This window comes from Aeromonas sp. 600479 (genome assembly GCF_049175515.1).
In the GTDB taxonomy this organism is placed as follows: domain Bacteria; phylum Pseudomonadota; class Gammaproteobacteria; order Enterobacterales; family Aeromonadaceae; genus Aeromonas; species Aeromonas veronii_A.
In genome coordinates, this window is record NZ_JAAKVF010000001.1 from 537,721 (window position 1) to 550,349 (window position 12,629).

The 12,629-nt window shown below is 61.2% G+C and carries 9 protein-coding genes and 1 other RNA gene; 2 read left to right on the forward strand and 8 right to left on the reverse strand.

The genetic code is table 11. The features are described from left to right. Positions 1-36: 36 nt before the first annotated feature. From gcvP to G5149_RS02320, 6 genes are all read right to left on the reverse strand, one after another. The gene (gcvP, locus tag G5149_RS02295; protein WP_421211394.1) at positions 37-2,913 is read right to left on the reverse strand and encodes an aminomethyl-transferring glycine dehydrogenase; all 2,877 of its coding nucleotides are present in this window, start codon (positions 2,911-2,913) and stop codon (positions 37-39) included. A 298-nt stretch (positions 2,914-3,211) separates the two neighbouring features. Beyond that, entirely contained in the window at positions 3,212-3,601 is a 390-nt protein-coding gene (gcvH, locus tag G5149_RS02300; RefSeq protein WP_005333898.1) for a glycine cleavage system protein GcvH, read from the reverse strand. Positions 3,602-3,686: 85 nt separating this feature from the next. Continuing rightward, positions 3,687-4,784, reverse strand: coding sequence for a glycine cleavage system aminomethyltransferase GcvT (gene gcvT / locus G5149_RS02305; protein WP_058056652.1), 1,098 nt, complete (start codon positions 4,782-4,784; stop codon positions 3,687-3,689). Between the two features lie 416 nt (positions 4,785-5,200). Next, positions 5,201-6,469 (reverse strand): FAD-dependent 2-octaprenylphenol hydroxylase, encoded by a 1,269-nt coding sequence (locus tag G5149_RS02310; protein WP_421211464.1) that lies wholly within the window; start codon positions 6,467-6,469, stop codon positions 5,201-5,203. Between the two features lie 122 nt (positions 6,470-6,591). Continuing rightward, positions 6,592-7,815: a 2-octaprenyl-6-methoxyphenyl hydroxylase gene (ubiH, locus tag G5149_RS02315; RefSeq protein WP_421211395.1), complete on the reverse strand. Its 1,224-nt coding sequence runs from the start codon at positions 7,813-7,815 to the stop codon at positions 6,592-6,594. A gap of 177 nt (positions 7,816-7,992) precedes the next feature. Then, the gene (locus tag G5149_RS02320; protein ID WP_005346580.1) at positions 7,993-8,562 is read right to left on the reverse strand and encodes a UPF0149 family protein; all 570 of its coding nucleotides are present in this window, start codon (positions 8,560-8,562) and stop codon (positions 7,993-7,995) included. Positions 8,563-8,735: 173 nt separating this feature from the next. On the opposite strand from G5149_RS02320, the gene zapA reads away from it, so the two are divergent. Together zapA and ssrS are read left to right on the forward strand one after the other, a co-directional pair. Next, positions 8,736-9,068 (forward strand): cell division protein ZapA, encoded by a 333-nt coding sequence (gene zapA / locus G5149_RS02325; RefSeq protein ID WP_005333910.1) that lies wholly within the window; start codon positions 8,736-8,738, stop codon positions 9,066-9,068. Positions 9,069-9,084: 16 nt separating this feature from the next. After that, positions 9,085-9,266, forward strand: a non-coding RNA gene (ssrS, locus tag G5149_RS02330) — 6S RNA. 165 nt (positions 9,267-9,431) lie between these two features. On the opposite strand, the gene G5149_RS02335 is transcribed toward ssrS, so the two are convergent. Together G5149_RS02335 and fdhD are read right to left on the reverse strand one after the other, a co-directional pair. Beyond that, a complete protein-coding gene (locus tag G5149_RS02335) occupies positions 9,432-11,723 on the reverse strand; it encodes an FdhF/YdeP family oxidoreductase (RefSeq protein ID WP_421211397.1) in 2,292 nt (763 codons plus the stop codon). Beyond that, positions 11,710-12,504 carry a formate dehydrogenase accessory sulfurtransferase FdhD gene (gene fdhD / locus G5149_RS02340; RefSeq protein WP_005346582.1) on the reverse strand — a complete coding sequence of 265 codons (795 nt, stop codon included), beginning with the start codon at positions 12,502-12,504 and terminating at the stop codon, positions 11,710-11,712. The genes G5149_RS02335 and fdhD overlap by 14 nt, the downstream gene beginning before the upstream one ends. Positions 12,505-12,629: the final 125 nt, after the last annotated feature.

Sequence of the window (12,629 nt, forward strand, 5' to 3'; positions counted from 1 at the left end):
TTTAGTATTGTTTAGTACGCGATTCTGAACACGCCTTTACTTGGCGTATTCCTCGGTCGGGATGCAGGAGCAGAACAGGTTGCGATCGCCGTAGACGTCGTCGATGCGGTTGACTGACGGCCACAGTTTGGCGGCACGCACGGCGTCGGACGGGAAGACCGCCTCGGCGCGGCTGTAGCCACGGGACCACTCTGCATCCATCACGTCATCCTGGGTGTGAGGCGCATGGACCAGCGGGTTGTCGGCGAGGCTCCACTGCCCCTCCTGCACCTTGGCAATCTCGGCGCGGATGGACGTCATAGCCTCGACGAAGCGATCCAGCTCACGCTTGGATTCCGATTCGGTCGGCTCGACCATCAGGGTGCCCGCTACCGGGAAACTCATGGTCGGTGCGTGGAAGCCGTAGTCCATCAGCCGCTTGGCCACATCCATCTCGCTGATGCCGGAAGCCTCCTTGAGCGGACGGATATCCAGGATGCACTCGTGGGCCACCCGACCGTTGCGCCCGGAATAGAGCACCGGGAAGGATTCGCCCAGCTTCTTGGCCAGATAGTTGGCGTTAAGGATGGCGACCTGAGTGGCTCTCTTCAGTCCCTCGTCACCCAGCATGGCGATGTACATCCAGCTGATGGGCAGGATGCTGGCCGAGCCGAACGGTGCGGCCGACACGGCGCCGTTGTTGCGGCTCTCCTTGTCGGTCTTGACCACGGCATGGCCGGCCACGAACGGCGCCAGGTGTTTCTTCACGCCGATGGGGCCCATGCCCGGGCCGCCACCGCCGTGAGGGATGGCGAAGGTCTTGTGCAGGTTGAGGTGGGAAACGTCCGCCCCGATAAAGCCCGGCGCCGTCAACCCAACTTGCGCGTTCATATTCGCACCGTCGAGGTAAACCTGACCACCGTGCTGGTGAACGATGTCGCACACCTCCTTGATGGTCTCCTCATACACCCCGTGGGTCGAGGGGTAGGTCACCATCAGACAGGAGAGCTGCTCCCCCGCCTCGGCCGCCTTGGCGCGCAGATCGTCGAGATCCACGTTGCCGGATTTGTCACAGGCGGTGACGATCACCTTGAGCCCCGCCATCTGGGCAGATGCCGGGTTGGTGCCGTGGGCAGAAGCCGGAATGAGGCAGATATCGCGATGCCCCTCACCACGAGACTCGTGGTACTTCTTGATGGCCAAGAGACCAGCGTACTCACCCTGCGCCCCGGAGTTGGGCTGCATGCAGACCGCATCGTAACCGGTCACTTTCACCAGCCAATCTTCGAGGTCGGCCAGCAGCAGCTGGTAGCCCTTGGCCTGCGCCAGCGGCGCAAACGGGTGCAACTTGCCAAACTCGGGCCAGGTCACCGGGATCATCTCGGCAGTGGCGTTGAGCTTCATGGTGCAGGAGCCCAAGGAGATCATGGCGTAGTTGAGGGCCAGATCTTTCGCTTCGAGACGATGGATATAACGCAGCATCTCGGTCTCGGAGTGGTACTTGTTGAACACCTCGTGGGTCAGCACGGCGTCGGTGCGCAGCAGATCCTGCGGGATGGCGTGATGGGTCTGGGCCGCCTTGTCGAGTGCTTCGATATCGAGCCCGTGACCTTGACCGAGGAAGAGATCGAACAGCTCGGCCACATCGCCGCGGGTGGTGGTTTCCGAGAGAGACACCCCTACCGCGCCATCCAGATCGGCGCGCAGGTTGATGCCCAGCCCCTCGGCTTTGGCAATCAGCGCCGCCTTGTCAGCAGTTTGCACGGTCAGGGTATCGAACCAGCTGGCGTGCTTGAGGGCCACGCCCTTGGCCTTGAGGCCGAGCGCCAGAATGGTGGTCAGACGGTGTACGCGGGAGGCGATGGTTTTCAGCCCAACCGGGCCGTGGTAGACGGCGTAGAAACTCGCCATGTTGGCCAGCAGCACCTGAGCGGTACAGATGTTGGAATTGGCCTTCTCGCGGCGGATATGCTGCTCGCGGGTCTGCATCGCCATGCGCAGGGCGGCCTTGCCGCGGGCATCCTTGGAGACACCGATGATACGGCCCGGCATGGAGCGCTTGTAGGCATCGCGGGTGGCAAAGAAAGCGGCGTGCGGGCCACCGTAACCCATGGGCACGCCAAAGCGCTGGGCCGAGCCCAGCACCACGTCGGCCCCCAGCTCGCCCGGGGATTTGAGCAGCAGCAGGGAGAGCAGATCGGCGCTGACGCAGGCCAGCCCTTTCTGGGCCTGTACCGCGGCAATCAGGGCACGCAGATCTTTCACCTCACCTGTGGTGGTGGGGTACTGGAACAGGGCCCCGAACACCTCTTCGCTCACTGCATCGCTCGCAGCGCCAACCGCCACGTCGAAACCGAAGTGAACCGCGCGCTCCTTGACCACGTCGATCACCTGCGGGTGCACGTCGTCGGCCACGAAGAAGAGGTTGGATTTGGACTTGGCCATCCGTTTGGCCAGCGCCATCGCCTCGGCGGCAGCGGTCGCTTCATCCAGCAGGGAGGCACTCGCCAGATCCATGCCGGTGAGATCCAGCGTCAGCTGCTGGAAGTTGAGCAGGGCTTCGAGACGGCCCTGCGCCAGCTCGGGCTGGTAGGGGGTGTAGGCGGTATACCAGCCCGGATTTTCCAGCACATTGCGCAAAATAACGTGGGGCACATGGGTATCGTGATAACCCATGCCGATGTAGCTCTTGGCAATCTTGTTCTGAGCGGCATAGCCCTTGAGCTTGGCCAGCGCCTCCACTTCGGTCATGCCGGCACCGATCCCCAGCGGACCCAGCAGGCGAATGGCGGCGGGCACGGTCTGGGCAATCAGATCGTCCAGGCTTTCGGCCCCGACGGTCGCCAGCAGCTGGCGCAGCTCTTCCTCGCCCGGGCCGATATGGCGGCGGACAAAATCGGTTTTTTGCTCGAGTTCAAACAGTGACTGGGTCATTTCCCTATTTCCTGATAAATAAGTCCTGGCATGACATCCTGATAACCAAGACCTGATGTTCCTGATCGTCGGCTGATACCGACTCCACTCATGTTCTGGGTCCCGCAGACAGGGTGCGGCACCGGATGCTGCGGCAGCATCGAGAGGGGATCGCCTTGTTGCGATCCGGCCTGTTTACCCCTAGGCTCCCAGGCTGGCAAACGGCAGGCGCGGACGACTTCACCCTTCCACCAGCCGGTGCTTGCCCGGCTGGCGGTCATACAAAGGGGCCCTGCTGTGTTGGCAGGGCCCGGGGGCATTACTCTTCGTCCACCACGTTCTGGTAGCCTTCGGCATCCAGCAGGTTGGCCAGCTCACTCTCGTCATCGAGCTTGATGCGGAACAGCCAGCCAGCGCTGTAGGGGTCGGAGTTGACCAGCTCGGGGCTCCCTTCCAGCTCTTCGTTAACTGCAATGATCTCGCCGCTCACCGGGCTGTAGATATCAGAGGCCGCCTTGACCGACTCGGCCACGGCGCAGTCGTCACCGGCACTGACCTGCTTGCCCACTTCCGGCAGCTCGACAAACACCATGTCACCCAGCAGCTCCTGGGCGTGCTCGGTGATACCGACCACGGCCTCGCCGTTGGCTTCAACACGGATCCACTCGTGGGAAGTGGCATATTTCAGTTCGCTCGGGATATGGCTCATTTGTGCTTCCTTTGATCTTTGAGTCGCGTTTAAAAACGAATATGAAAAGGGATGGAGGGAGGCACTGCCCTCCCCCAGGACGGTATTAAACCAGCTTCTGGCCGTTACGGACGAAAGCGGGCTTGGTGACCTTCACGGTGACCAGCTTCTTGCGGATCTCCACCTCGGCCAGCTCACCGATATCACGGGGCACCCGCGCCAGGGCAATACTGTAGCCCAGGGTGGGGGAGAAAGAGCCGGAGGTGATCACACCTTCCCGCTTCTCACCGTTTGCCGCGGTGAAGGTAACGGGCATACCGGCACGCAGCACCCCTTTCTCTTCCATCACCAGACCCACCAGCTTGGGCTGGTTGCCCGCCGCTTTCTGCGCTTCCAGCACGTCGCGGCCGATGAAGTTGCGATCGCTCGGCTCCCAGGCGATGGTCCAGGCCATGTTAGCGGCGAGTGGAGAGATTGACTCGTCCATATCCTGACCGTATAGGTTCATGCCCGCTTCGAGGCGCAGGGTATCGCGGGCACCGAGGCCGCACGGGGCGACGCCGTTATCCAGCAGTGCCTGCCACAGCTCGCAGGCTTTCTCTTGCGGCACCACGATTTCATAACCATCTTCGCCGGTGTAGCCGGTAGTGGCGATAAAGAGATCGCCAGCCTGCACGCCGAAGAAGGGTTTCATCCCCACCACGGCGGTACGCTGAGCGGCGCTCAGCACGGCTGCGGCCTTGACCTTGGCGTTGGGGCCCTGCACCGCAATCATCGCAAGCTCGGGACGCTCGGTCACTGTGATATCGAAATCGATGGCGTGATGGCGGATCCAGGCCAGATCCTTCTCGCGGGTAGCGGAGTTGACCACCAGCCGGTAGAAGGTATCGGTCAGGTAATAGGTGATGAGGTCATCGATGACGCCGCCTTCCGGATTGAGCATGCCACTGTAGAGGGCCTTGCCGGGGGCTGTGAGTTTGGCCACGTCGTTGGCCAGCAGGTGTTGTAGAAAGGCTTTGACCCGTTCGCCGGTCAAATCGACGATGGTCATGTGGGAGACATCGAACATACCGGCATCGCTGCGCACCGCGTGGTGCTCTTCCAGCTGGGAGCCGTAGTTGATGGGCATTTCCCAACCGTGGAAGTCCACCATCTTGGCGCCGGCTTCCAGGTGTTTGGGATGCAGTACAGTAGTCTGGATCATCGCATTCTTTCCTTAGCAAAAAGCCTTTTCGCTTTGGCGACCACCCTTGCGACCCGCGCCACCGCTCTGACTGCACTACGTACAGCAAAAAGCGACCGGATCCAAAAGTGTGTGCTCGCTCCTGCCCTTGCCAGGCAAGAGGGATTCCTTGAACGGAGCGGATTATATGACAAGCAGGCGAGCGTGCCGCTCAAAAAAAACTAATCCCCTCCCGTAAAACTGACTCCAGACACTAAGATAAATGCAGTGATAAAAACAGCTATAAGCCGACTCAGGCGAGATTAAATTTTGATTTTTACCGTTTCGTCACAATTTGCAGAAAAACGTTTCGCTCCAGAGCAAAATTAAAGGCTGACACCCAAAACGGGTCATCAGCCTTGTCGGATTACTTTTGTTGTCAAAAAACGCGAGTAATATTAGTTTTTTTCACCCTTGGCCTGCATGGTACTGCCCTTGGTCGCAGCAACAGCCCAGTCAGGACGGGCCAATGCGGGCAACTCGCCCTCCAGCCCCATAGCGGCGCGGATCACCCCCTCCTTAAAGGGCGTCAGCAGATTGGCCGCGCGCAATCCCACGCCCCGCACCAGCTTCTTGAGCGGGTTGGCCCCGCTGAACAGCCGCTTGAGCCCCTCCATCGCAGCGAGCATGCGAGCCGCTTCGCTCTTGCGCCAGCGCTCGTAGCTGCGCAGGTTGGCGAGCAGGCCGATATCCTCACCCGCGGCATCATTTTGCAAGATCTGCTCCGCCAGCGCGGCAGCATCCAGCAGGCCAAGGTTGACCCCCTGCCCCGCCAGAGGGTGGATGGTGTGGGCGGCATCTCCCACCAGCACCAGCCGCTCGCGAGCAAAGTCGCGGGCATAGCGGGCGGTAAGAGGAATCGCGCTGCGCGGCCCCTCCACCTTGCACAGACCGAGCCGGGCATCGAAGGTGGCAGTAAGGTGGCGATTGAACTGCTCGTCATCACAGGCACAGAGCGCCTCGGCGCGGGCCGCAGGCAGCGACCAGACGATGGAGCAGAGGTTCTCCTGCCACAGCGGCAAAAAGGCGAGCGGGCCATCCGGGGTGAAGATCTGGCGAGCAACAGCTTCATGGGGTTCGGCGCAGCGCACCGTCGCCACCAGGGCATGGTGGCCATAATCCCAGCTGGTAAGCGGGATATCAGCCTGACGGCGCACCCAGGAGTGGGCGCCATCGGCGGCTACCACCAGTTTGGCCGAGATGGCCTGACCATCTTCAAGGAGCAGCAGGGCGCCCGCCGGGCCGCTCTGCAGGCTCTTGGCTCTGGCGGGGGTCAACAACTGGATATTGCTGGCCCCTTCAATCGCGTCGAGCAGCGCCAGCTGGATCACCCGATTCTCGACAATATGACCGAGGTTGTCCTGACGCAGGCTGGCGGCATCGAAGTCGATATGGCCGAAACTGTCCTGCTCCCACACCGCCATCTTGTCGTAGGCCTGCAGGCGGCGCGCTTCAATGCCGTCCCAAGCGCCGACATGGCACAGGATCTGCTGGCTGGCCAGACTCAGGGCGCTGACCCGATTATCGGCCACCTCCCCCAGCTGCGGGTCGGGCAGTTGTCCCTCCACCACCAGCACCTTGAGGGCGCTATGTTTCAAAGCCGCAGCGAGCCCCAGCCCCACCATGCCGCCACCGACAATCACCACATCCACATTTTGCATCTGCATCATCTCATCCTTTCAGGGCTGACCGGCTGGCCAGCGAGGGGACGCCCGCAGGCATCACCTCTTTATTCAATAGGTTTTGATCAACGAATGGCAGTCAACAGGTTCCACTCAACAAGTGCTGGCTAGTTGCCGCACACATCAGCGACAAAGCCCAGGGTGCGCGAGGTAAGCGGCGCCTTGAGGCACGGGAATCGCCCCATCAGGGTGAGCGCCAGATTGCGCCCCGCCACCAGCGGATCGTGACCATTGGAGAAGAGCTGGGCCAGCGAAGAGGTGAGCCAGACAGTCTGCGCCTGATCGCGCTGACGCTGCTGCCAGTAGCCACTCAGTACCTTGAAGCTGCCGATATCCTCCCCCTCTGCCAACGCCTTGGCTACGGCGCCGGTAAGCAGGTCGAGATCCCGCATCCCGAGGTTGAAGCCCTGTCCGGCAATGGGGTGCAGGGCGTGGGCGGCATTACCGACCAGCACGGTACGCTGGGCCAGCGGGTAGTCGCAGGCTGTCAGAATGAGCGGATAGACGTGACGCACGCCACATCGCTCGAAGCGGCCGAGCCGCCAGCCAAAGGCCTGCTGCAGACGAGCAAGAAACGCCACCTCATCGAGGGCCATCAGCTCATCCACCTCATGCTGCCCGACGCTCCATACCAGCGAGGAGAGCCCATCCTGCATCGGCAGCAGGGCCAGCGGCCCCCCTTCGGTAAAACGCTCGAAGGCGCGTCCCTCAGGGTCTTGCGCCGTTTTGACCGTGGCGATGATGGCGTGCTGCTCAAAGTCGTGGCGGGTCACCGGCAACTTGAAGTGCTGACGCACAAAGGAGTTGCCGCCGTCTGCCGCCACCAGCAGGCGGGTCTCAATCTGTTCACCGTCCTCAAGGGTGAGGGTCACCTTCTCCTCATCGGGCACAATCTCGCTCACCCGTGCCGGACAACAGACCCGGATATTGGGAGAGGCCGCCATCGCCCGTTGCAGCTCATGACCGGCAGCTGCAAGCTCGATCACCTGGCCCAGCGCGGGCAGGCCGTATTCAGCGGCCGACAGGCGAGCCTGACCGAAGTGGCCCCGATCCGAGACATGAATCTGGGTAATGGGAGCGCAATGGGGGGCAAATAGCGGCCAGAGTCCGCGTCGCAACAGCGCATCACAGGTACCGGCCGAGAGCGCAATGGCGCGGGCGTCGAACCCTGAATGGGTGTGCTGTTCGGGGACGCTTGCCTCCAGCAGCAGGATCTCGAGGGGGGAGCCATCGGATCGAAGCAGGGCTGCCAGCGAGAGGGCCAGCACGGCACCGCTCATTCCACCGCCGACCAGGGTGACATCGACCTGTCGCACATCAGATTGAGACATAAGCAGAGAGGAAGAAGTGAAAAAGGTGGCCTCATGCTATCACAAAGCCGCAGGCCGAATGCGAGGTCACCGGCAAAAAACCGGTTGTGCCTCACAGGGTTAGCCACAACAGCGCCATAAAAAAGAGCGCCATCAGGCGCTCTTGCAGATTCAGTAAGGGTCGCGTTGACCCGCACCTCAATGAAGGGTCGGCGGCGCGCTCGGGGTATCGGGGCGCTTGCCAAACTCTTCGAAGGCCATCATGACCCCCAGCTTGACGTGTTCGTAGAGCACCAGGAAGGAGGCTTCGTTCTCGTCATCTTCCTGATCGAACTCGGCAGAGACCTGAGTGATGCTGGCGATATCCTGGATCATCTCCTGCAGCTCTTCCGACGCGCGGGAGAGCTCCTGCTGCACCACGCCGAAACCGGCCAGAAACGCCTGTGACCAGTCCACCAGCGAATCGATGCGCTCGTCGAGGGGGGCATCATCACTTGGCAGCAGCAGCTCGACGCCTTTCTGGGCCATCAAGCTCTCGACTACATTGTGATAAAGATCGGTCATCACCTGGCGCACCGGGGCCGGCAGGCCGAAACCGTCGTTCACCAGATCGTTGAAATGGGGCACCCAACTCTTGTCGTCCAGTGCCACACCGCCGCACACCAGACCGCAGATCACACCATGGGCCTCTACTGCGCTGGCCATCAGCTCATGTTGTTCCATGATGTCGGCCACTGCCGCATATTTAAGGGGGTTCGTTTTGCTCATCGAGGATCCGCTCAAAGTTCAGTCAAATTTGCAGAATTAATGGTCAGGATCCTAGCATTCTCCCTCTTGCAGAGCCAGCAAGGCCTTGAAACTTATGCATCTGCGCTATATAGTCCCGCCCAGTTGTCCACGTGGATAAAGGCGGAAATCAGCTCCGCCGTATTGAGGAAGGCATGAGCACAGAGGCCGTAGAAATCGTCATTTTGGGACGTCCCTACAAGGTATCCTGTCCCTTGGGACAGCAGGATGCCCTGCGCCAGGCCGCCGAGCAGCTGACCGACAAGTTGATCGACCTGCGTCAACGCTCCAAAGTCTCCAGCAACGAGCAATTGGCTATCATGGCGGCGCTCAATTTCTGTCATGAGCTCTGCCTTGAAAAAGAGAAGAACCACCAATACTCTGAGACCATGGACAAGCGGATCAAGATGCTGCAGCGCACCATCGAAGCGGCCCTGATCGAGCACGGACAATATGGTGATTCCAGCGAAGAGGGGCAGCAGCCCTAATCGCAAACCGTTTTAAAATTCCCTGGGATGTTTGTCAGCCGGTTCAAGTCCCCGAGCCGATATTCATACCAAACAGGGGATCTGCCTTCTGGCTATTGCGCATGCTCGGCACGACCGAGAAGCCTGCGGTCAGATCCGATCCCCGCCTTGAACCGACGGTTCAAGGGCCCAAACCGGCAACGGCATCTCGGGGTACCAACAGCAAAAGCCCGTCACCAGCGTGACGGGCTTTTTCTTTGCCTGATGATCAACGCCCCCTACCCCTTTCAGAGCTGAAAAAATGCCCCGGATGAAAAGCTCACCCGGGGCATCACCGCATTCACAGTGCATGCTGTGTTAGCGCAGCCAGTCGCGTTAGCGCTTCTATTTGAGCAGCAACAAGTTCTCCTGCTGGCGGGAGGCCGTCACCAGCACCGGGATGGACTTGGAGGTGGGGGTAAACGACCCGGCCCCGATACTGTCGATGGGCACCAGCGGGTTGGTCTCCGGATAGTAGGCCGCGATGTTGCCACGCGGGATCTCGTAGATCACCACGTTGAATCCGGTAACAATGCGCTCGCGCCCATCGTTGCAGATGGCCGCCATGTCGACCCGATCCCCTTCGGCAAAGCCAAGCTGGCGAGCATCCGCCTCGTTCATGAACACCACGTTGCGCTGGCCCTTGATGCCGCGATAGCGGTCATCCATGCCGTAGATGGTGGTGTTGTACTGATCGTGGGAGCGCAGGCTCTGCAGCAGCAACACCGGCTGGTCGTTCATCTGTTCGGCATGGCGGGTACACTCCGGCAGCACTGATTGCGGCAGGGTGCTGGCACGAAACTCAGCGCAGCCACTGGCGGTATTCCAGGTCAGCAGCGCCGCGGAGTTATCGAGATGAAAACCGCACGGCTGCTGGATGCGGGCATTGAAATCGGCAAAGCCGGCGATGGTCTGCTCGATGAGATCACGGATACGGGCATAGTCATCGCGCAGGGCCAGCCAGTCGACCCGCTCACTGCCCACAGTGGCATGAGCCATCCGCGCAACTATGTCGGTCTCAGAGAGGCAGAGCGGCGACACAGGCTCGGCTGCGCCGGTCGAGGCGTGCACCATGCTGAAGGTGTCCTCCACCGTGATCTTCTGGTTGCCGCTGCGCTGGATATCGAGCTCGGTACGGCCGAGGCAGGGCAGGATCAGCGCAGCCTTACCCACCTGCAGATGGCTGCGGTTGAGCTTGGTGCTGATCTGCACGTTGAGCTCGGCCTTTTTTATCGCCCCGTAGGTGAAGTCGGTATCGGGCGCCGCTGCCGCCAGGTTGCCGCCCAGGCAGATAAGCACCTTGCTCTTGCCCTCGTCCAGCGCCTTGAGCGCTTCGTAAACATTGTGACCGCGGGCCCCCGGCAGGCTCACCTGCAGGTGACGCTCGAGCCGCTCGATAAAGGCGGCGGTGGGCTTTTCGTTGATACCCATGGTACGGTTGCCCTGCACGTTGCTGTGACCCCGAACCGGACAGAGCCCCGCACCCGGCTTGCCAATCTGGCCACGCATCAGGTGCAAGTTGACGATTTCGCGAATGGTATCAACCGAGTGCAGGTGCTGGGTCACCCCCATGGCCCAGCAACTGATAATGCGCTGGCTGGCGGCAAAGACCCGGGCAGCCTGCACGATGTCGGCGCGGGTCAGGCCGGATTGCTGCTCGATCATGGCCCAGTCGGTGGCACGCACCTGCGCCTCGTACTCGGCAAAGTGGCGGGTGTGGCGGGCGATAAAGTCGCGATCCACCGCCTCCGGCGCCTCTTCCAGGATGTACTTGGCCATGCCGCGGATGGCGGCCATGTCGCCACCCAGTTTCGGCGTCAGGTATTGGTGGCTGATGGTGGTGGCAGCCGGAGTCAGCAGCTCCAGCGGGCTCTGCGGGCTGGCGAAGCGCTCCAGCGCCACCTCTTTCAAGTTGTTGAAGCTGACGATCTTGCAGCCGCCGCGCGCCGCCTGGCGCAGGGCATTCATCATGCGCGGGTGGTTGGTACCCGGATTCTGTCCATAGACGAACACCGCATCGGCCTGGTCAAAGTCATCCAGCACCACAGTCCCCTTGCCGATACCGACCGACTGGATCAGCGCCACCCCGCTCGCCTCATGGCACATGTTGGAGCAGTCGGGGAAGTTGTTGGTGCCAAACAGGCGGCCAAACAGCTGGTAAAGATAAGAAGCCTCGTTGCTGGCACGCCCCGAGGTGTAGAACTCCACCTCGTCCGGGCTATTCAGCCCATTGAGGGTGTCGGCAATCAGGGCGAAGGCGTCATCCCAGCTTACCGGCTCGTAGTGGTCGGTCGCCGGGTTGTAGCGCATCGGCTCAGTCAGCCGCCCCTGATACTCGAGCCAGTAGTCGCTCTGGGTGGCCAGCTGGCGCACCGAGTGGGCGGCGAAGAACTCGGCCCCCACCGTCTTGCCGGTGGACTCCCAGGCCACCGCCTTGGCGCCGTTTTCACAAAACTGGAAAGTGCCGTGGTCGTTGTCACCCCAGGCACAGCCCGGACAGTCGAAGCCGTCGGTCTGGTTGACCCGCAGCAGGTTCTTGATGTTCTGACGGGTCTTCTGGCTGCGCAGCACCTGTTTCATGGTGGATTGCAGGGACGAAAAACCGCCGGCTTTGGCGGGCTTTTCAATATGACTCATGGCACTCTCCGATGGGATCCGCCGGGCGATAGCTGGAATAGCTGACCGGGGCATCAAACTTGGGAATATGAACGACGTTGAGGTTGTATTTGAGGGCCAGCCTGACCGCCAGCTGGCTGGGCGATGCCAGGCAGATAAGATGACGGGCACCGAAACGGGCGGCTTTTTGCACCAGCTCGCTGCCGCAGCGGCTGGTCACCACCAGGGTGTCGCACGCACTGTGTTGACGCAGCAGCAGGCCGATCAGCTTGTCGAGGGCATTGTGGCGCCCGATATCTTCCCGGCAATGCAGGATCCGGCCCTCGGCATCCAGCGCCAGCGCCGCATGCAGGGCGCCATGCTGCTGACCCTTGAGCTGCCACTGGGCGATCTGCGCACGCAGCCCCGCCAGCAAGGCTCCATCCAGCGGCGGCGTCAGCGGCAGCACCGACAGTGCGGGCAGCGCCTGCTCCACCGCCGCCACGCCGCAGATACCGCAACCGGTCGCCCCGGTCAGCCGGCGCTTGTGCTCGGTCAGGGCGGCCAGAGAGCGGTTGGCGATGGTCACATCCAGTACAATACCCTGTTCGGCTGGCGTGACCTGGATATCGTGAACTTCGTGGTTATGCCGGATAATCCCCTCGCCAAACAGAAAGCCGACGGCAAAGTCGTCGAGATCGTCCGGGGTCGCCATCATCACCGCGTGGTTGATGCCATTGATGTTGATGGCGACGGCTACCTCTTCCACCAGATGATCCAGTGCGGGCGAGGCAGGCAAATTGACGGGCGTGTAGGCAGGCATGCAGGTTGGCCTAAAAATGCAAACTGCATTCAAGTTTAGAGAGGCGACTGACGCAAAACCAATGAAATAAATCTATATCCTGATAGAGTTGTTCTATCAGATATGTCTTTTCAATTGATTGATTC

What these genes read in the sequence shown, in the direction of transcription:
- gcvP (WP_421211394.1), bottom strand. Translation starts at nt 2,913, where the DNA reads ATGACCCAGTCACTGTTTGAACTCGAGCAAAAAACCGATTTTGTCCGC.
- gcvH (WP_005333898.1), bottom strand. Translation starts at nt 3,601, where the DNA reads ATGAGCCATATCCCGAGCGAACTGAAATATGCCACTTCCCACGAGTGG.
- gcvT (WP_058056652.1), bottom strand. Translation starts at nt 4,784, where the DNA reads ATGATCCAGACTACTGTACTGCATCCCAAACACCTGGAAGCCGGCGCC.
- G5149_RS02310 (WP_421211464.1), bottom strand. Translation starts at nt 6,469, where the DNA reads ATGCAGATGCAAAATGTGGATGTGGTGATTGTCGGTGGCGGCATGGTG.
- ubiH (WP_421211395.1), bottom strand. Translation starts at nt 7,815, where the DNA reads ATGTCTCAATCTGATGTGCGACAGGTCGATGTCACCCTGGTCGGCGGT.
- G5149_RS02320 (WP_005346580.1), bottom strand. Translation starts at nt 8,562, where the DNA reads ATGAGCAAAACGAACCCCCTTAAATATGCGGCAGTGGCCGACATCATG.
- zapA (WP_005333910.1), top strand. Translation starts at nt 8,736, where the DNA reads ATGAGCACAGAGGCCGTAGAAATCGTCATTTTGGGACGTCCCTACAAG.
- G5149_RS02335 (WP_421211397.1), bottom strand. Translation starts at nt 11,723, where the DNA reads ATGAGTCATATTGAAAAGCCCGCCAAAGCCGGCGGTTTTTCGTCCCTG.
- fdhD (WP_005346582.1), bottom strand. Translation starts at nt 12,504, where the DNA reads ATGCCTGCCTACACGCCCGTCAATTTGCCTGCCTCGCCCGCACTGGAT.